The 17727-nt window shown below is 73.2% G+C and carries 18 protein-coding genes; 15 read left to right on the forward strand and 3 right to left on the reverse strand.

The features are described from left to right. Positions 1 to 3: 3 nt before the first annotated feature. Together ACFV6I_RS25340 and ACFV6I_RS25345 are read right to left on the reverse strand one after the other, a co-directional pair. Positions 4 to 276, reverse strand: coding sequence for a hypothetical protein (locus ACFV6I_RS25340; RefSeq protein WP_063348746.1), 273 nt, complete (start codon positions 274 to 276; stop codon positions 4 to 6). A 164-nt stretch (positions 277 to 440) separates the two neighbouring features. Beyond that, the gene (locus ACFV6I_RS25345; protein WP_380427777.1) at positions 441 to 707 is read right to left on the reverse strand and encodes a UBP-type zinc finger domain-containing protein; all 267 of its coding nucleotides are present in this window, start codon (positions 705 to 707) and stop codon (positions 441 to 443) included. A 229-nt stretch (positions 708 to 936) separates the two neighbouring features. On the opposite strand from ACFV6I_RS25345, the gene ACFV6I_RS25350 reads away from it, so the two are divergent. Continuing rightward, a complete protein-coding gene (locus tag ACFV6I_RS25350; RefSeq protein WP_063348744.1) occupies positions 937 to 1698 on the forward strand; it encodes an SDR family oxidoreductase in 762 nt (253 codons plus the stop codon). Between the two features lie 83 nt (positions 1699 to 1781). Beyond that, the gene (locus tag ACFV6I_RS25355) at positions 1782 to 4349 is read left to right on the forward strand and encodes a lysylphosphatidylglycerol synthase domain-containing protein (RefSeq protein WP_380427779.1); all 2568 of its coding nucleotides are present in this window, start codon (positions 1782 to 1784) and stop codon (positions 4347 to 4349) included. A gap of 49 nt (positions 4350 to 4398) precedes the next feature. Here ACFV6I_RS25355 and ACFV6I_RS25360 read toward each other — a convergent pair whose 3' ends face one another. Further along, on the reverse strand, positions 4399 to 4596 hold the full coding sequence (locus ACFV6I_RS25360; protein ID WP_063348742.1) for a hypothetical protein: 198 nt from the start codon (positions 4594 to 4596) through the stop codon (positions 4399 to 4401). Between the two features lie 240 nt (positions 4597 to 4836). Between ACFV6I_RS25360 and ACFV6I_RS25365 the strand changes: the two genes are divergently transcribed. From ACFV6I_RS25365 to ACFV6I_RS25425, 13 genes are all read left to right on the forward strand, one after another. Further along, complete coding sequence (locus ACFV6I_RS25365; protein WP_380335744.1) at positions 4837 to 5481, forward strand: class I SAM-dependent methyltransferase; 645 nt, start codon at positions 4837 to 4839, stop codon at positions 5479 to 5481. Continuing rightward, on the forward strand, positions 5478 to 6056 hold the full coding sequence (locus ACFV6I_RS25370) for a TrmH family RNA methyltransferase (RefSeq protein ID WP_350878299.1): 579 nt from the start codon (positions 5478 to 5480) through the stop codon (positions 6054 to 6056). Before ACFV6I_RS25365 ends, ACFV6I_RS25370 begins: the two co-directional genes overlap by 4 nt. A gap of 194 nt (positions 6057 to 6250) precedes the next feature. Continuing rightward, complete coding sequence (locus tag ACFV6I_RS25375; protein ID WP_380427782.1) at positions 6251 to 7183, forward strand: 3-oxoacyl-[acyl-carrier-protein] synthase III C-terminal domain-containing protein; 933 nt, start codon at positions 6251 to 6253, stop codon at positions 7181 to 7183. A 113-nt stretch (positions 7184 to 7296) separates the two neighbouring features. Next, positions 7297 to 8709 carry an ATP-grasp domain-containing protein gene (locus tag ACFV6I_RS25380; protein WP_063348738.1) on the forward strand — a complete coding sequence of 471 codons (1413 nt, stop codon included), beginning with the start codon at positions 7297 to 7299 and terminating at the stop codon, positions 8707 to 8709. A 2-nt stretch (positions 8710 to 8711) separates the two neighbouring features. Further along, a complete protein-coding gene (locus tag ACFV6I_RS25385) occupies positions 8712 to 9998 on the forward strand; it encodes a type III PLP-dependent enzyme (protein ID WP_063348737.1) in 1287 nt (428 codons plus the stop codon). A 47-nt stretch (positions 9999 to 10045) separates the two neighbouring features. Beyond that, entirely contained in the window at positions 10046 to 10318 is a 273-nt protein-coding gene (locus ACFV6I_RS25390; protein ID WP_063348736.1) for an acyl carrier protein, read from the forward strand. Between the two features lie 2 nt (positions 10319 to 10320). Further along, positions 10321 to 11211 (forward strand): hypothetical protein, encoded by an 891-nt coding sequence (locus ACFV6I_RS25395; RefSeq protein ID WP_380427785.1) that lies wholly within the window; start codon positions 10321 to 10323, stop codon positions 11209 to 11211. Further along, positions 11208 to 11939 (forward strand): hypothetical protein, encoded by a 732-nt coding sequence (locus tag ACFV6I_RS25400; RefSeq protein ID WP_380427787.1) that lies wholly within the window; start codon positions 11208 to 11210, stop codon positions 11937 to 11939. Before ACFV6I_RS25395 ends, ACFV6I_RS25400 begins: the two co-directional genes overlap by 4 nt. Then, positions 11936 to 13096, forward strand: coding sequence for an acyl-CoA dehydrogenase family protein (locus ACFV6I_RS25405; protein ID WP_380427789.1), 1161 nt, complete (start codon positions 11936 to 11938; stop codon positions 13094 to 13096). The genes ACFV6I_RS25400 and ACFV6I_RS25405 overlap by 4 nt, the downstream gene beginning before the upstream one ends. Positions 13097 to 13275: 179 nt before the next feature. Next, positions 13276 to 13875 carry a 4'-phosphopantetheinyl transferase family protein gene (locus tag ACFV6I_RS25410; protein WP_380427791.1) on the forward strand — a complete coding sequence of 200 codons (600 nt, stop codon included), beginning with the start codon at positions 13276 to 13278 and terminating at the stop codon, positions 13873 to 13875. Positions 13876 to 14028: 153 nt separating this feature from the next. Then, on the forward strand, positions 14029 to 16254 hold the full coding sequence (locus tag ACFV6I_RS25415) for an MMPL family transporter (protein ID WP_380427793.1): 2226 nt from the start codon (positions 14029 to 14031) through the stop codon (positions 16252 to 16254). A 258-nt stretch (positions 16255 to 16512) separates the two neighbouring features. Further along, on the forward strand, positions 16513 to 16803 hold the full coding sequence (locus ACFV6I_RS25420; RefSeq protein WP_107453059.1) for a helix-turn-helix transcriptional regulator: 291 nt from the start codon (positions 16513 to 16515) through the stop codon (positions 16801 to 16803). A 214-nt stretch (positions 16804 to 17017) separates the two neighbouring features. Then, positions 17018 to 17698, forward strand: a complete 681-nt coding sequence (locus ACFV6I_RS25425) for a BTAD domain-containing putative transcriptional regulator (protein ID WP_380427795.1) — start codon at positions 17018 to 17020, stop codon at positions 17696 to 17698. Positions 17699 to 17727: the final 29 nt, after the last annotated feature.

Below are 17727 nucleotides of genomic sequence, written 5' to 3' on the forward strand. Positions count from 1 at the left end.
CGCTCAGTGGGCGGAGTGCTTCTCCGCGCCGCGGTGCCGGTGGCCCTTCAGCTCGGCGTGCATCGACGGGGCGGCGTGCCCCGCCGAGGCCGCCCGGTCGCGGCCACCGTGCCGGAAGGCGTCGGGCACGGCGTACCCGGCGGTGGCGGAGGACATGGCGTCGGCGCGCAGCATCGGCACCAGCCGGGTGGGCGCGGTCGCCATGCCGCGGCGCTCCAGCAGTTCCTGGGTGCCCCGGCGGAGCTGGGCGGTGCTGCCCGGTGTTCGCTTGGTCATCGTCGGCCTCCCTTCGGCGGTCACCGGCCGGACGGATGTCGACCGGAGGGGCCGGGGGCCGCACGGTCGTTATGTCCGGATTTTATCGGGGTTGCGCCCGGATGCCACCGGGAGATGCCACCGGGAACGGGCCTCGGCTTCCCCGGGCCGGGCCGGCCCGGGCCTCAGCCCATGACCTCGTGGACGAAGCACCAGCGCCAGTCCTCGCCCCGCTCGTACGAGCGGATCACCGGATGCGAGGTGTTGTGGAAGTGCGCGGTGGCGTGCCGCTGCGGCGAGAAGTCGCAGCAGCCGATGTGGCCGCAGTCCAGGCAGATCCGCAGGTGCACCCAGTCCTGGCGCCCCTGGGCCAGGCAGTCGGCGCAGCCGTCGGCCGGGGGGAGGGGCTCGATGTCCTGGGGGGCCGCGGCGAGGTCTTCGCAGGCACTCATGCCCGCAGGGTAGTGACGGCCCGGCCGGCCCCGGCCTCAAGACACGCCGCGCGCCCGGTCGGCCTTCCCGGCGCCAGGGTGGTCCTGCCGCACCCAGGACCGCGGATCCCGGGAAAGCGCATCCCAGGAAGGCCGCACCCGGGACGCACACGGCCCTGGGCGAACCTCCGCCGCCCGCGCACAGTTGTCGTCGTCAGCCCCACCACCCTCCCAGGCCCAGGAGCCACCGATGAGCTACCCCGCCCTCGCCGCCCGCACCGCCGTCGTCACCGGAGCCGCCAGCGGCATGGGCGCGGCCACCGCCCGCCTGCTCGCCGCCCACGGCGCCCGGGTCGCCCTGCTCGCCCGCCGCACCGACCGGCTCGACACCCTCGCGGCCGAGCTCACCGCCGCCGGCGGCCAGGCCCTCGCCGTCACCGCCGACATCACCGACCAGGCCTCCGTCGACGCCGCCGCCAAGGCCGTCCACGACGCCTACGGCCGGGTCGACCTGGTGGTCAACAGCGCCGGCGTGATGCTGCCCAACCCCCTCGCCGACGGCCGGACCGACGAGTGGACCCGCATGGTCGACACCAACCTCACCGGCGCCCTGCGGATCATCCGCGCCTTCGCCGACGACCTCACCGCGGCCGCCGCCGACGGCCGGGCCGCCGACCTGGTCAACGTCTCCTCCATCGCCTCGCGCGTCGTCTTCCCCAACTACGCCGTGTACAGCGCCACCAAGGCCGCGCTCACCCAGCTGTCCGCCGCCCTGCGCTCCGAACTCAGCCCCCGCGACGTCCGGGTCAGCTCCATCGAGCCCGGCCTGACCGACACCGAACTCGGCGGCCACATCGACAACCCCGCCCTGCGCGAACAGCTCGGCGGCATGTTCGCGGCCATCCCCGCACTCACCGCGGACGACCTCGCCGACCTGATCGCCTACACCGTCAGCCGCCCCCGGCACGTCAACCTGAGCCACACGGTCGTCGTGCCGACCCGGCAGGCGTAGGGCCGGTCCCCGAACTCCCCCGATCCGGGCCGGCTTCCGGGCTCCGGCTCCACCATCAGGGGAGGCATGGGAGCATGCCACCCGTGGCGATCGTGACGGGGAGAACGAACGGCGACACCGGCGGTGGCGACACCGCCGGCACGCCCGCACCGGCGGACACCGGCATACCGGCGAGCGCCGGAGCCGGCCGGGGCCCGGCCCGGGCGGTGTCCGAACCCGGCCGGGTCCGGCAGCCCGTCGCCCTGATCCGGCTGCTCACCGGGCTCATCGCCATCGCCCTCACCCTGCTGCTCGCCGACTACGCCCGGGCCACCACCGGCGGCATCGCCGCCGACGTCGCCGAAGCCGCCGAACTGGTGCCCCGGCCGCTCGCCGGCCTCGCCGGCGGCCTCACCACCGCCGCCGTGCTGCTGGTGCCCGTCGTCCTCGCCGCCCGCCGCCTCCTCGGCCCCGACCGGCGACGCGCCCTCCAGCAGGTCTCCGACGGCCTGCTCGCCGCCGTCCTCGCCTACGGCGCCACCCTGCTCCTCGACCTGTGGGCCGACGGCGTCGCCCCCGCCTCCCTGCTCGCCGCCCTCACCCAGGCCCTGCCGGGCGGCGCCCTCGGCCACACCGAGCCCGTCTACGGCTACCTCGCGCCCGTCCTCGCCTTCATGACCGCCTCCGGCAACCGCGAACACCGGGCCCCCTGGGCCGTCCTCGCCCTCTCCGGCCTCGCCGGACTCGCCGGCGGGTACGCCACCCCCACCGCCCTGCTGCTCGGCCTGCTCATCGGCTGGACCGGCGCCCACGGCACCCTCTACGCCGTCGGCACCCCCGACCCGCTGCCCAGGCCCGGCGAGATCCTCCGGGCCTTGCGCGAGAGCGGCCTGCGCCCGGCCGAGGCCCACCCCGCCGGGCCCGACCGCTACCTGGTCCGGCAAGCCGACGACCGGCCCGACCTCGACGTCCAGCTCCTCGACCGGCAAGCCGTCACCGCCGCCGCCGTCCAGCGCGCCTGGCGCCGCCTGCGGCTGCGCACCGCCCCCCACCCCCGGGCCCTGCGCTCCCCCCGCGCCGGCCTCGAACACGAGGCGCTCGTCACCTACGCGGCCCTCGCCGCCGGCGTCCGCACCCGCCGCATCGCCGCCACCGCCGGCCTCGGCCAGGACACCGCCCTCATCGCCTACGAGCACCTCCCCGGACGCGCCCTCGACCGGCTCCCCGACGAGGAGGTCACCGACGACCTGCTGGCCGACGCCTGGCGGCAGCTCGCCCGCCTCCAGCGCCGGGAGATCGCCCACCGGGCGCTCGTCCCGTCCTCCCTGCTGGTGGACGCGACCGGTGCGGTGCACCTGGTCGACTTCGCCGACGGCGACATCGCGGCCAGCGAACTCGTGCTGCGCTGCGACATCGCCCAGCTGCTCACCACCCTCGCCCTGCGGGCCGGCGCCGCCCGCTCCGTCCACACCGCCGTCACCGTCCTCGGCGCCGACACCGTCGAGGCAGCCCTCCCCCTCCTCCAGCCCATCGCCCTCGCCCGCACCACCCGCCACGCCCTCAAGCGCACCGCCCGCCCGACCGCCGCCCACCCGACCGCCGCCGCCGCCCGCACGGGCGGCCCGGCAGGCCCCGGGCCCGACGAAGCCACCGGCGGCGGGGGCGGGCTGCTGGAGGAGATCCGGGCGGAGGTGCTGCGGACCAGGCCGCAGGCGGAGGTGCGGCCGGTGCGGTTGGAGCGGCTGCGGCCGCGGACCCTGCTGGCGGTGGTGGGCGGGGTGGTGGCCGGGTGGCTGCTGATCCCGCAACTGTTCGCGGCCGAGGACAACCCGATCTCGGCGGTGGCCGACGCCGATCCGGCGTGGCTGGCGCTGGCACTGCTGGCGGCGGCGCTGAGCCACGTGACGGCGGCGATGGGGTTCGTCGGGTTCGTGCCGGAGCGGCTGGACTTCCGCAACGCGGTGCTGGCGCAGCTGGCCGGGGCGTTCGTGAAGCTGGTGTCGCCCGGGGGCGTCGGCGGGATCGCGCTGAACACCCGGCTGTTGCAGCGGGCCGGGATCCCGACCGCGCAGGCGCTGTCCAGCGTCGGGGTGGGGCAGTTGATCGGCCTGGTGCTGCACCTGCTCCAGCTGGGCGCCTTCGTCTACCTGCTGGACCTGCAACCGGGCGGTTCGGAGCTGGACGCGCTGCCCGCCGTGGTGGGCGGGCTGGCGGGGGCGGCGGCGCTGCTGGCGGTGGTCTCGGCGGTGCCGCCGGCCCGGCGCTGGCTGGCGGCCCGGCTGCGGCCGCTGACCACCGAGGTGCTGCCGCGGCTGCTGGACCTGCTGCGCAGCCCGGCCCGCCTGGCGGTGGGGCTGACCGGGCAGCTGCTGGTGTCGATCTGCCTGATCGGCTGCCTGTACTGCTGCACCCGGGCGATCGGCCGGGAGCCGTCCTTCGCCTCGGTGGCGGTGGTGTTCCTGGTGGGCAACGCGGCGGGCAACGTGGCGCCGACCCCGGGCGGGGCCGGCGCGGTGGACGGGGCGCTGATCGCGCTGCTGCAGCAGACCGCGTCGATGGAGAAGGGCGGCGCGCTGGCGGCGGTGGCGATGTACCGCCTGCTGACGCTGATCCTGCCGGTGCTGCCGGGCTGGGCGGCGATGACCTGGCTGCAGCGCCGCCGGGCGCTGTAGCGCACCGGACAGCGCACCGGACGGCGCACCGGACCGGGCCCGGCGGCGGCTACTCGCGGTACTCGTCCTCGTCGAGCTGGACGACGCGGCTCTGCTCGGCGGCGTCGGCGACATCGGTGGCCGGGTCGGCTCCGACGGCCCGGCGTTCGGCCACCTCGTCGTACTCGTCGCCCTCGGGTGCCTCGTCGTCGGATTCGACGGTCTCGACGGCCTCGTCGATCAGGTAGTCCTCGTGATTCTGCGGCATGGCGTCCGTCCTCACTGTTCGGAGGCGCTGTCCGGAGGCTCCCACGGGCGCGGGGGCGGTACTGGCAGTATCCGTCGCCGGGCGGCCGGGCGCGATCGCGCCGGGGCGGCCCCGCGGCACCCGGGCCGCCGGCCGGCACGGAACGCGCCGCAGGCCACCGGGGGTACGATCGGTGCCGTACCAAGGGCTTACCCACACCCACCCGGTGGCCCCGAGGCCCTTACGAACGACGGGGAAATCATGTCCGGCTCGCACTACTTCACCGGTGCACCCGAGGTCGCCAGCGAGCGCCGGCCGATCACGGTCTCCCTGCCGGACCTCACCCTCGAACTGACCACCGACACCGGAGTGTTCTCGCGCGGCCGGCTCGACCCGGGCACCCGGATCCTGCTGGAGCACGCCCCGCAGCCGCGGGTGCGCGGCCCGATCCTGGACGTCGGCTGCGGCTACGGCCCGATCGCGCTGACCTGGGCGAGCCGGCGCAGGCGGCTGCCGGTCTGGGCGGTGGACGTGAACGAGCGCGCGCTGGAACTGGTGCGGCTGAACGCCGAGGCACTGCGGCTGGGCAACGTCCAGGCCGCGCTGCCCGAGGACGTCCCGCAGGACGTGCGGTTCGCCACCATCTACTCCAACCCGCCGATCCGGATCGGCAAGGCCGAGCTGCGCCGGCTGCTCACGCACTGGCTCGGCCGGCTGACCCCGGACGGCTCGGCGTTCCTGGTGGTGCAGAAGCACCTGGGCTCGGACTCGCTGCAGAAGTGGCTGAACGAGCAGGGCTACCCGACCACCCGGGTCGCGTCGGTCAACGGGTTCCGGATTCTGGAAGCACGACCCCGCCCGGAGCCGGGCGAGGGTACGGAGAGTGGACGGGGAACGTCGTCGTGAAGCAGTTGCGCGGGACCGAACTGAAGCGACTGCACCGCTCGTGGCGGCGCAGCAACGAGTTCCGGCTCGCGATGATCCTGGAGAACCTGCAGTCGCCGTTCAACGTCGGCTCGGTGGTCCGGACCGGGGCCGCGATGGGCGCCGAGAAGCTGTACCTGGCCGGGGAGACCCCGTCGGTGCGCTCCTCGGGCGCGCAGAAGGCCGCGATGGGCACCGACAAGTACCTGAAGGTGGAGCACTTCCCGACGATCGCGGAGGCGGTCGCGGCGGCGAAGGCGGACGGCTTCAAGGTGGTCGGCCTGGAGCTGGCGGACGAGGCGGTGCCGATGTTCGCCGCCGAACTGACCCCGGCGGTGGCCTTCGTGCTGGGGCACGAGGACCGCGGGATCACCCCCGACGCGCTGGCGCTCTGCGACCAGGTGGTGTTCGTGCCGCAGCTGGGCCGGGTCGGCTCGCTGAACGTGTCGGCGGCCGCAACGGTGGCCTGCTACGAGGCGCGCCGCCAGGGGTACGCGATCAGCGGCACCCCGGACGGCACCGACCTCGGCGACCTCGGCGGGGCCGACGACGAGTAGGACCTGATCGGATTCCGGAGGGGTGTGCCGAAAGGCCCACCCCTCCGGTCGTTTCCGTCCGGCGGTACGGGACGGTCGACCACGCCTCCGGACCGGACCTCCCCGGCGTCTGCGGGGAGCGCACCCCGCCACCGCGCGGCGGTGGTCAGCGCAGCGTCAGCTAAGCGTCAGCGCTCCAGGCGACTGTAGTTGGCATGACGTCGATCACGGCAGTCTCCAGCTGTCTTCCCGACACCATCCCGATCGCGCGCTTCCAACAGGAACTCCAGCTGACGGATGTGCAGCTCCGGCGCTACCAGCGCTTCTACGGGCTCTCCGAGGTGTGCCGCGACCCCGCGGCCACCGAGACCGAGCTGCTGCTGCGCGCCGCGACCAAGCTGGTGGAACTGCGCGGGCAGGAACAGCGCGTCAAGTACGTCCTCCAGGCCCGCACGATGCCGTCGCCGCTGCCGTACCCGATGACCTCGCTCCGACCGCTCCAGGTCGAGCTCGGCCTGGAGCACGCCGCCGGCTTCGTCGTCTCGCACCACGCCTGCGCCTCCGGGCTGCTCGCGCTGGACCTGGCGGGCACCCTACTGGCCGCCGACCCGGACCCGAACGCGCTCGCCCTGGTCCTGGCCGGGGAGAAGGCGTGCACCACCCAGACGCAGTCCATCCCGGACGTCACCGTCATGGGCGAGGGCACCGTCGCCTTCCTGGTGAGCGCGGACCGCACCGGCTCCGACCGGATGCTCGGCTACGCGACGCGCACCCACACCCAGTTCGGCGACGAGTTCATCATGGGCGACGCCGCCGCCAAGGAGTTCCAGGACCTGTACGGGCCCGGCCTGTGCGAAGTGATCGGCGCCGCCCTGGAGGAGGCCGGCTGCGGCCTCGACGAGCTGGCGCTCGTGCTGCCGCACAACGTCAACCGGCTGTCGTGGATCGGCGTCTGCAAGACGCTCGGGCTGCCGCTCGACAAGGTCTTCCTCGACCTGGTCGGCGAGACCGGGCACTGCTTCTGCGCCGACCCCTTCATCAACCTGCAGAAGGCCACCGAGCTGGGGCGGCTGCGCCCCGGCGACTGCTACCTGATGACCAGCGTGGGGCTCGGGGCGACCTTCGCCGCGATGGTCCTGGAGCACTGACGGCCGTCCACGGGACCGGCCGTCCCCCGCAGTACCGGCGCACCCGCACCACCGCAGCACCTGCGCACCCGCCGCACCGCGCCCGAGCGCACACGAGAAATGACGAGGTCGACATGCATCTACCGTCCTCCGGCTTCAGCGCGCGCCTCAAGCGCGCCGTGACCGGGTCCGCGGACACCCCGCTGGTGTTCCTGGGCAACTTCGAGGTGGAGAACCACTGGGCGCTCGGCGAGCCCGCGCTGCCCCGGGTCGCCTCGCACGCGGGCAGTGCGGTGGTGAACCGCATGGACGAGTTCGCGCTGCTGCTCGGCGGCAAGGACGACCACGTCGTGCTGAAGACCGCCCTGGACGAGGGCTACCGCGGCTATCTGGAGGGCCTCGGCCTGGAGCTGCCCACCGTGCACGTGGTGGCCGGCCAGGACCCGCAGCGCACCGTCAGCGAGGACGCCCTCGCCGACCCCGAGCTGCTGCGCGCGCTGTCCGCCGTCGCCGCCGAGGGCGCCCGGCTGACCGCGCACGGCATCTCCACCGTCGAGGAGGAGCTGGCCGAGCGCACCGGGCTGCAGCTGGGCGCGCCGACCGCCGCGGTCTGCAAGCGGGTCAACAGCAAGGTGTACAGCCGCCGGCTCTCCGACGAGCTGGGCATCCGCCAGGCCCGCGGCTGGGCCTGCGAGACGCTGGAGGAGCTGGCCGAGGCGGTGGCCGCGGCCGGTGAACTGCTGGCGGCGGGCCGCAAGGTGGTGCTGAAGGACGCGTTCGGCGTGTCCGGCAAGGGCATCGTCGTGCTGGACTCCGAGGCCCGGCTGGGCCGGCTGCACCGGATGGCGGTCCAGCAGGCCGAGCGCGCCGCCAAGGCCGCGGGCGGGGCCCCGCGCACCGCGCTGGTGATCGAGGAGTGGGTCGCCAAGCGCTGCGACCTCAACTACCAGTTCACGGTGGGCCGGGACGGCTCCACGCACTTCGACTTCGTCAAGGAGCTGCTGACCGAGGGCGGCGTCCACAAGGGCCACCGGATCCCGGCCCGGCTGACCGACGGGCAGGTCGCCGAGATCGAGGCGACGGCGCTGCGGCTCGGCGAGCGGCTCGCCGCCGACGGCTACTACGGCGTGGTCGGCGTCGACGCGATGGTCGACCCGGACGAGGGCCTGTACCCGGTCATCGAGATCAACGCCCGCAACAACATGTCCACGTACCAGAACGTGGTGCACGAGGGCGGCCTGGCCGGGGCCGACGACGTCGCCGTCGCCCGGCACTTCCCGCTGCGGCTGACCCGCCCGCTGCCCTTCGCCGAACTGGCCGAGGTGCTGGACGGGCTGCTGCTGACCGAGCGGGGCCCGCGCCCGCGCGGCCTGTTCGTGAACAACTACGCCACGGTGAACGCCGCCGCGGGCACCGCCGCCGACACCGAAGCGGACGGCTTCGAGGGCCGGCTGTACGGCGTGCTCGTCGGTGCCTCCGACGAGGAGATCGAGGCGCTCGACACCGACATCACCCGCCGCCTCGCGGCCTACCCGGAACGGAGCTGACCGTGAGCGTCGCATTCGAGGTGCAGGGCCTCGGGATCACCGAGCTCGCCGAGGAGTTCGGCACCCCGCTCTACCTGTACGACGGCGAGGAGATCACCACCCGCTTCCAGGGGCTGCGCGAGGCGCTGCACCCGGCGCTGGAGGTCTTCTACTCGCTCAAGGCGAACCCCAACATCTCCGTCTGCGCGCTGCTGCACAGCCTGGGTTCGCGCGCCGAGGTGTCCTCGCTGACGGAGCTGGTCACCGCCCGCCGGGCCGGGGTCGAGCCGCGCGACATCATCTTCCTCGGCCCGGGCAAGAGCCGCGGCGAGGTGGCGGCCTGCCTGGACGAGGACATCCACGCGATCGTCTGCGAGTCGATCGGCGAGCTGGACCTGATCGACGAGGTGGCCCGCGAGCGCGGGATCACCGCCCGGGTCGCGCTGCGGGTCAACCCGCGCTTCTCGGTGAAGGGTTCGGGCCTGACCATGGGCGGCAAGCCGCGCCAGTTCGGCACCGACGAGGAGCTGCTGCTGGCCGAGGGCAAGGACCTCGCCGGCCGCTACCCCAACATCCGGCTGATGGGCGTCCAGGTGTACCTGGGCACCCGCATCCTGATCGAGGAGTCCGTCGTCGAGAACACCCGGCGGATCCTGGAGCTGGCCGAGCGCCTCTCCACCGAGCTGGGCTTCCCGCTGGAGACGGTCGACGTCGGCGGCGGCCTCGGCATCGCCTACTTCGACAACGAGAAGGACCTCGACGTCGCCGAGCTGACCGCCGGGCTCAACCCGCTGATCGCGGACTTCCGCGCCCGGCACCCGGAGACCCGGATGATCATGGAGCTGGGCCGCTTCCTGGTCGCCGCGTCCGGCACCTACGTGACCCGGGTGCGCTACACCAAGACCTCGATGGGCGAGAACTTCGCGGTCACCGACGGCGGCACCAACCACCACATGGCGGCCGTCGGCATCGGCTCGTACGTGAAGCGCAACTTCCCGATGGCCGCGCTGGAGCGGCTGGACGAGCCGGCCACCGAGCCCTGGCACATCACCGGCCCGCTCTGCACGCCCAACGACGTCATCGGCAAGAAGGTGCCGATGCCGGCGCTGCGGGCCGGCGAGCTGATCGGGGTGCAGCGCTCCGGCGCGTACGGGCCGACGGCCTCGCCGGTGCACTTCCTCAGCCACGGCTACCCGGCGGAGGTGCTCGTCCTGGACGGGCGGGCGCACCTGATCCGGGAGCGCGACGACGTCGAGGCCATGCTCGGCCGCCAGCGGCTGTACGCGGCCCCCGGCGACGACCAGAACTGACCACCGACCGGCCGACCCACGGCCGGGACCAGCCCGAGGAGAACACCATGAGCGACACTGCCAACACCGTGGCCGACGTGAAGTACGTCGACGCCGTCCGCAAGGGCCTGTCGGAGGTCCTCAACAAGGACGTCTCCGGCGCCGACCCGGGCGTCCGCCTCTTCGACGAGCTGGGCCTGGACTCCAGCAGCGCGCTCGAACTGCTCATCACCATCGAGGAGATCCTCGACGTGCAGTTCGACGCCGACGAGCTGGACATGACCCACTTCGAGACCGTGGGCTCGCTGGCCGGCTTCGTCGCCGCGGAAGCGAGCGCCTAAGCATGTTCCGCGCGACTGCGCCCGTGCGGCGTCCGGCCCCGGCCGGCGCGGACGGCACGCCCGGCCCGGCCCCGGCGGCGGTCCTGCCGCGGCTGATCCGGGCCGGCGCCCACACCCCGCCGGGGCCTGGCGCGCCGTACCGGCCGGAGGCCGCGCGGGAGGACTTCTACCGCGAGCTCGGGGCGCTCTACGGCGCGGACTTCGACCGCGAGCAGTTCGCCGCCTCGGGGCGGCGCACCTCGGTGGAGCTGGCCCACGGCGCGCTCGACGCGCTGGGCCCGCTGACCGCCGAGGAGTGCCCCGAGGTGGTGGTGGTCGCCTACTCCGCGCCGGACTTCGACCACGCCGAGCTGGTCGCCTCCTGCGTGAAGGGGCGGCTGCCGGGCGAGCCGCTCTCCTTCGCCCTGTCCGACCAGGGCGTCCTGGCGCCGTTCAGCGCGCTGCGGGTCGCCGTGGAGTACGCCCGGCGGTGCGGCTGGTCGCGGCTGCTGCTGCTGGTCGTGGACCAGGGCACCCAGCCGTTCCCGCTGCCCGCGACGGGGCAGAGCGCCGTCCACGCGGACGCCGCGGTCGCGCTGCTGATCCACTGGGACGGCGGCGACGCGCCGCTGGGCGGCGCGGCCCAGGGCCTCCCGGAGCCGGGGCTGTTCGCCGGCTGGGACGCCTCGGCCGCGCTGGTCACCGGCTCCGGCCTGTCCGACGGCTGTGCTGAACTTCCGGCACACGGCGGTCCGTGGACCAAGGTGGCGGCCGGACAGCCTGCCACCGGCGGCTGGGCCGCCCTGCTCGCCGCCGCCGACCGGGACCGCCCGGTGGTGGTGGCCGACTACGACCGGGAGCGCGGCTTCCTGGCCTACTGCACACTCGACACGGGGGAGTTGGGGGTCCGATGACGGTTCCGGCCGAGGTGCGCGAGCACTGGCAGGAGGCCCGGACGAGCGCGCGCAACGACGGCCTCGTCCCCGCACTGACCCTGCTCTCCCGCGCGCTGTCCCCCGGGGTGGCACCGCGCGGCCCGCGCGGGCACGCCGTGGTCCCGCGCGAACTCCTCGGCGAGTACGCCGAGTTCGGCGACGACGAGGACGGGGACGAGGACGGGAATGGGGGCCTGGACCCGGTGCCCGGTCTGGCCGTCCTGAGCCCCGCCGACGCCACCCGGGCGCCCGCCGGCCCCGACGCCCACGACTGGGGCACCGGCCTCGCCTGGCTGCGGCTCGGCGCGTCCGAGCGACTGCGGGAGGCCTGCCTGGCCTACCTCGCGGGCCGCCAGGTCGAGGGTTCCTCGCTGCTGCTGCAACAGCTGGTCAAGGGCGCGCTCGCCGACGTGCTGATCGACCACCTGGAGATCGAGGGCGTCCTCGACGACCTCACCGAGGGGCCGGACGACTCCCCGCCGGCCCCCGCCCGCCCCCTGGACGGCCCGGCCCTCGCCCGCCTCCAGGCCCAGATCACCCAGGCCGACCGCGCACTGCTGCGGCTGCTCGGGGCGTACGGTTTCACCGCCGAGGGGCCGGGCCGGGCGGCGTACGCCTCCGAGCTCCTCGCCGACGTGTACTGCGGCTGGCCGGGGTCGGCCGGGGACACGGCACAGAACGTCGACTCCCGGAAGGGGAACGTGTGATCAGCCTGCCCGGCCCGCTGGAAACCACGCACCGGCACGTGCGGCGGTGGGCCGAAGACCTGCGGGCGGGCGCGCTCGACCTCGACCGGGACCCGGAGGCCGTCCACCGCTTCCTGGACCTGCCCGCCGTGCGCTTCCTGGCCGGCCACCAGGTGCCGCCGGAGTGGGACCGGGCGTCCGCCGAGGCCGGCGCCGGCCCCGCGCACGGCCTGGCCACCCTGGAACGGGTCCTGGTGAGCGAGGAACTGGCGCGCGGCGACGCCGGGATGATGCTGGGCGCGCCCGGCGCCTCGATGTGCGGGGTGCTGCTGAGCGTGCTCGGCAGCCAGGCCCAGAAGGACTGGGTGTACGGCCAGCTCGCCGAACGCCCCCGCTGGACCTGCTTCGGCCTCACCGAGCCCGACCGCGGCTCGGCCATCGGCGAGATGACCACCACGCTGACCCCGGTGGGCGACGGCTCGTACGTCCTGGACGGCGAGAAGCGCTACGTCGGCAACGCCGCCCGGGCCGACCTGGGCGCCGTGTTCGCGCGGGTCGCGGGCACCGAGCGGCTCGGCGTGCTGGCCGTCCTGGTGGACACCTCCGACCCCGGCTTCCGGGCGGAGCCGCTGCCCACCCTCGGCCTGCGCGGCGTCCAGCTGACCCGGATCACCCTCGACGGGGTGCACGTGCCCGCCGAACGGGTGCTCGGCGCCCACCTGCCGCCGACCCGGCGGGGCATGTGGAGCATCGTCTCGGTCTTCAACCAGCTCCGCCCGAGTGTGGCCGCGATCGCCCTCGGCATCGCCCGGGCCGCCCACGACTACGTCGCCGAGAACCGCCGGGAACTGCGCGGCGCGGAGCGCGAGCTGTTCGAGTCGCTCGGCCAGCGGATCGACGCGGCCCGCCGGTTGACCTACCGGGCGGCCCTCGCGGTGGACCGCAAGCCGGCCGCCGGGCACCTCTCCTCGGCGGCGAAGGCCCGCGCCTGCGAACTCGCCGAGGACGTCACGATGCGCGCGCTGGGTTTCTTCGGGCCCGGCGCCCGGTTGGACCACCCGCTCCTCGACAAACTCGCCCGGGACGCACGGGGCGTGGAGTTCATGGAGGGGACACGGAACATCCAGAAGCTGAATCTGTTCCAGGGGCTGCACACCGGAAAGGTGGGCCGGTTCTGAACGGGACAGAACAACCGGTCGGTCGGGATACGGTCGAGATCTGGCAGATTCCGCTGACCGGTGGCGAGCACCCGGACCGCCCGGACGGCGAAGCCGCCCAGGGCGCCCCGGACGGGTACCCGCCGCACCTGGAGGAACTGCTCGACGAGCAGGAGCGGGCGCGCGCCCGGAGCGGACAGTTGCCCGGGCTGCGGCGCCGCTTCGTGCTCGCGCACGCCGCCACCCGGATCGTCCTCGGCGAGCGCCTCGGCCGCCACCCGGCCGGGCTGCGCTTCAGCCGCGGCCCGTGGGGGAAGCCGGCCGTCGAGGACGCGCCGGGCCTGCACTTCAACCTGTCCCACTCGGGCGAGATCGCCCTGCTCGCCCTGGCATCACGGCCGGTCGGCGTGGATGTCGAGCTGGCCCGCGCCGAGCTGGACACCGCCCGGCTGGCCGGTCGCTTCTTCCCCCCGGACGAACGGGAGCTGGTCGCCCGGGGCGGGCCCGACGCCTTCACCCGGCTGTGGACCAGGAAGGAGGCGTGCGTGAAGGCCTCGGGCGCCAGACTCACCCAGGGCATGGGGATCCCGGTCGCCCACGACGGACCGGAAGCCACCGTGTACGCACGCTCCGGTCCGTTGCCCGGTCCGTGGAGAGTCACCGACCTGCCGCTGCCCGAGGAATACGCGGGGTCCGTCGCACTGATCGGCGACGGGCCCTTTAACGTGTCCCGGCGGATGTGGTATCAAATTCCGCCCGGGGAATCCGGCGGCAGCCCTCTCGGGTCGGCTGTCAAGTAGAAGAAACTCCCCCTCCAATCGTCGAAGTTGTACCCGTGATCATGCGTCGAAGCGTCACTAGATTCAGTGATGCAGGCGAACGCCGCACCGCACGGCCGGACTCATAAGTCAGGCCCGTGTCTTGATCCGGGCATTTCTTTTGAGGAGGGGAACGTGATCGTGGAAGGCAGGAACGTGATCACCAGGGCCGCTCGGTGGAGCGCCGTCCACCCCTGGTGGGCGATCGCGCTCTGGGTGGCATTCGTCGTGGCGGCCCTCGTGGTCGGCGGCGTCACGGGCACCCGGCAGGCCACCACCTCCGACCTCGCCATCGGCCAGTCCGGCCGGGCGGCCGCGATCGCCCGCAGCGGCGGCCTCCAGGAGCGCGCGGTGGAGAACGTCCTCATCACCCCGTGGGGCGGCGGCCGGCTCGACCCCGTCCAGGCGCAGTCCGCGGCCTCGGACGCCACCCGCGACCTGAAGGCCCTCCCCGGCATCAACTCGATCGACGCCCCGGTGCCCGCGCCGGACGGCTCGGCCCTGCTCGTCCCGGTGACCCTCGACGGCGATCCGGAGACCTCCGCCGACCGGGTGCAGCCGCTCATCGACACCGTGGCGAGGACCCACGCGTCGCACACCGAGCTGCGGATGGAACTCGTCGGCGCCGGCTCGATCAAGGCCGGGCTCAACGAGATGCTGAGCAAGGACCTCGGCAAGGCGACCGTGCTGAGCCTGCCGGTGACGCTGCTCGTGATGGTCTTCGTGTTCGGCGCGATCGTCGCCGCGAGCGTCCCGGTCGTCCTCGGCCTGTCCTCGGTGCTCGCCGGGCTCGGCCTGTGGGGGGTGGCCTCCCAACTGGTGCCCGATCCGGGGCCGGTGACGCACGTCATCGTGCTGATGGGCATGGCCATCGGGGTCGACTACTCGCTGTTCTACCTCAAGCGCCAGCGCGAGGAGCGGGCGTTGGGCGCCAACAACATCGACGCCATCGAGATCGCGGCCGCCACCTCCGGGCACTCGGTGCTGGTGTCCGGCGTGGTCGTCATGATCTCGATGGGGGCGCTCTACCTCGCCGGGCACATCGCCTTCGAGTCGATGGCCACCGGCGCGGTGCTGGTGGTCGCCATCGCGATCACCTCCTCGCTGACCGTGCTGCCGGCCATGCTGTCCCGGTTCGGCCGCTACCTGGACGCGCCGCGGGTCCCGCTGGTGTGGCGGCTCACCCAGAAGGGCGGGGTCAAGCCGCGGCTGTGGTCGACCATGCTCAAGCCCGCCCTGCGCCACCCGGTGATCGCACTGGTGGTCTCGGTCGGCGCGCTGCTCGTCCTCGCGCTGCCCGCCCTCGGCCTGAAGCTCAAGGCCACCGGGATCGACGACCTGCCCCGGTCGATCCCGGCGATGCAGGCCAACGAGCGGCTGACCCACTCCTTCCCGAGCCAGGCCGACACCCACACCGTCGCGGTGAAGGTCCCGGCCGACCGGACGGCGCAGTTGGGCACCGCGGTGGAGTCGCTGGTCGAACGCGCCTCGCAGGACGACCTCTTCGTGCACAACCCCGCGCCGGTCGTCCGCACCTCCCCCGACGGCACGGTCGCCACCATCGCGATCGGCACCCACTTCGACAGCGGCTCCCCGCAGGCCCGCGCCTCGCTGGCCCGGCTGCGCCAGGACCTCGCCCCGCAGACCCTCGGCACGGTCGCGGGCGCCGAGTTCGCGGTCGGCGGCAGCGACGTCGCGTTCGACGTCGACTACCGGGCGAACGTCATGCACAAGATGCCCTGGGTGCTCGGAGTGGCCCTGGTGCTGACCTTCCTGGTGATGACCGCCGCGTTCCGCTCGGTGGTGCTCGCGCTGATCACCGTGCTGCTCAACGTGCTGTCCGCGGCGGCCTCCTTCGGCCTGCTCGCGCTGATCTTCCAGCACACCTGGGCGGAGGACCTGCTGCACTTCGAGTCCACCGGCCGGGTGGTGGCCTGGCTGCCGCTGATGCTCTTCGTGATCCTGCTCGGCCTGTCGATGGACTACCACGTCTTCGTGGTCAGCCGGATCCGGGAGGCGGCGCGCGGCGGGCTCTCCGTCAAGGAGGCGGTCGAGCAGGGCATCACCCGCACGGCCGGCGTGGTGACCAGCGCCGCGGTGGTGATGGTCTGCGTGTTCGCCCTGCTGGCCTCGCTGAACTTCATCGAGATGAAGCAGATGGGGGTGGGCATGGCCTGCGCGGTGCTGCTCGACGCGACGGTGATCCGGATCGTCGTCCTGCCGGCCGTGGTCACCCTGCTCGGCTGGAAGACCTTCTGGCCCTCGCGGCTCGCGCGCCAGACCACGACCCGGACCCCGCGGATGCCGGCCATCGTGGCCGCCGCGGCGGCGGCCTCGGCGGCACGCACGACCCTCCCGTAACACGGGACCCGTCCAACTCGACGGCCGGGGAAGGGCTTAGCCCCTCCCCGGTCCTTTTCGTGTGCGTTTCGTGCAGGCACCTGGCCACAACCAGTCGTGACAAGGGGTTTGACGCCGACTGTCCCGTGGTGGTTTGTTACGGGAGTTGTAGAATCGCATGCGCGTTCGTCGGCACGTGAACGACCTTCCCGGTGACGGGGGGGCGCAACTGCCGGTGGACGCGCCACGGGGAAGCAGGGGGCGGTCAGGGGGGTGGCCATGCACAGTGACGGCAGCCTCGCCTCGGCGCGCTGGCGCAACGAACTCACCCGGGTCGGGACGTTGTCCGGACGGGAACGGCAGGTCTTCGACCTGATCGGTGCCGGACACTCCAACCGCGGCATCGCTGCCCGACTGCACGTCACAGAGCGCACGGTGAAGGCGCATGTCGCCAACATCCTGGCGAAACTGGGAGTGGAGTCGCGGCTTCAGGTGGGGTTGGTGGCGCAGGTTCATCAACTCATGTACGAAGGTACATGGCCGGACGACCCAGGCGTGTCCGATACTTGACCAGCGCGAATGATACCCAGGCTTTTCCCCTTTGTCAGGCCACCCCAAACACGTCGACCACTGTTGACGGTGGCCGGGCCGAGGTCACAGGAGAAAAGCTTGTGGCTGGAGTTCACCGCTAGGGACGGGGAATTTGGTGTACATCTCCATATTAGGCCCACTATTGATCGGCGACGGTCAGCGCACCGTAGGTCTACGGGCGAAGAAGAATCGCGTGATGCTCACCATGCTGGCGCTCAACGCCGGTCAGGTGGTCGCGTTCGACGAACTGATCGACGAGCTGTGGGGGGAAGCGCCGCTCAAGAACGCGCGCAACGCCTTGCAGGCCAATGTCAAACGCATGCGCAAATCGTTGGCGGAACTTGGTCTGGAGGGGCCGGACCAGGAACTCATCCGCACGGTTGACAACGGTTACATGCTCAACGTCTCGGAGGACGCGGTCGACGCGTACCGGTTCCTGCGGACGGCGGAGAAAGGCGCGGGGCTGGTCAGCGACCGGCCGTACGAAGCGATGGACACGCTCCGCAAGTCGCTCGGGATGTGGCGCGGACCGGCCCTGCTCGACACGAGCGACGGGCCCTGGTGCCGTGCCGTAGCGCTGCGTCTGGACGAGCAGCGCAAGACCGCGCGGGAGGACCTGATCTCGGCCCAGCTGCAAGCGGGCGAGGCGGGGACGGTGGTGGCCGAGCTGAAGCAGTTGCTCGCCCAGTACCCGGAACGCGAGCGGTTCAGCGAGCAGTTGATGATCGCCCTCTACCGGTGCGGCCGGCAGTCGGAGGCCGTCGACATCTTCCACCGCACCCGGAAGTGGCTCGACGACGAGTTGGGGCTCAAACCGAGTCGTCGTCTCCACCACCTCTACCAGGCGATCCTGATGCAGGATCCCTCGCTGTAAGTCCCGTCGGGGCGAGGGCAGTTCGCCCC

It is taken from the genome of Kitasatospora sp. NPDC059803 (assembly GCF_042732255.1).
Classification (GTDB): Bacteria; Actinomycetota; Actinomycetes; order Streptomycetales; family Streptomycetaceae; genus Kitasatospora.

Coding starts and splice junctions, on each gene's coding strand:
- ACFV6I_RS25340 (WP_063348746.1), bottom strand. CDS start 276: ATGACCAAGCGAACACCGGGCAGCACCGCCCAGCTCCGCCGGGGCACC.
- ACFV6I_RS25345 (WP_380427777.1), bottom strand. CDS start 707: ATGAGTGCCTGCGAAGACCTCGCCGCGGCCCCCCAGGACATCGAGCCC.
- ACFV6I_RS25350 (WP_063348744.1), top strand. CDS start 937: ATGAGCTACCCCGCCCTCGCCGCCCGCACCGCCGTCGTCACCGGAGCC.
- ACFV6I_RS25360 (WP_063348742.1), bottom strand. CDS start 4,596: ATGCCGCAGAATCACGAGGACTACCTGATCGACGAGGCCGTCGAGACC.
- ACFV6I_RS25365 (WP_380335744.1), top strand. CDS start 4,837: ATGTCCGGCTCGCACTACTTCACCGGTGCACCCGAGGTCGCCAGCGAG.
- ACFV6I_RS25375 (WP_380427782.1), top strand. CDS start 6,251: ATGACGTCGATCACGGCAGTCTCCAGCTGTCTTCCCGACACCATCCCG.
- ACFV6I_RS25380 (WP_063348738.1), top strand. CDS start 7,297: ATGCATCTACCGTCCTCCGGCTTCAGCGCGCGCCTCAAGCGCGCCGTG.
- ACFV6I_RS25390 (WP_063348736.1), top strand. CDS start 10,046: ATGAGCGACACTGCCAACACCGTGGCCGACGTGAAGTACGTCGACGCC.
- ACFV6I_RS25395 (WP_380427785.1), top strand. CDS start 10,321: ATGTTCCGCGCGACTGCGCCCGTGCGGCGTCCGGCCCCGGCCGGCGCG.
- ACFV6I_RS25400 (WP_380427787.1), top strand. CDS start 11,208: ATGACGGTTCCGGCCGAGGTGCGCGAGCACTGGCAGGAGGCCCGGACG.
- ACFV6I_RS25420 (WP_107453059.1), top strand. CDS start 16,513: ATGCACAGTGACGGCAGCCTCGCCTCGGCGCGCTGGCGCAACGAACTC.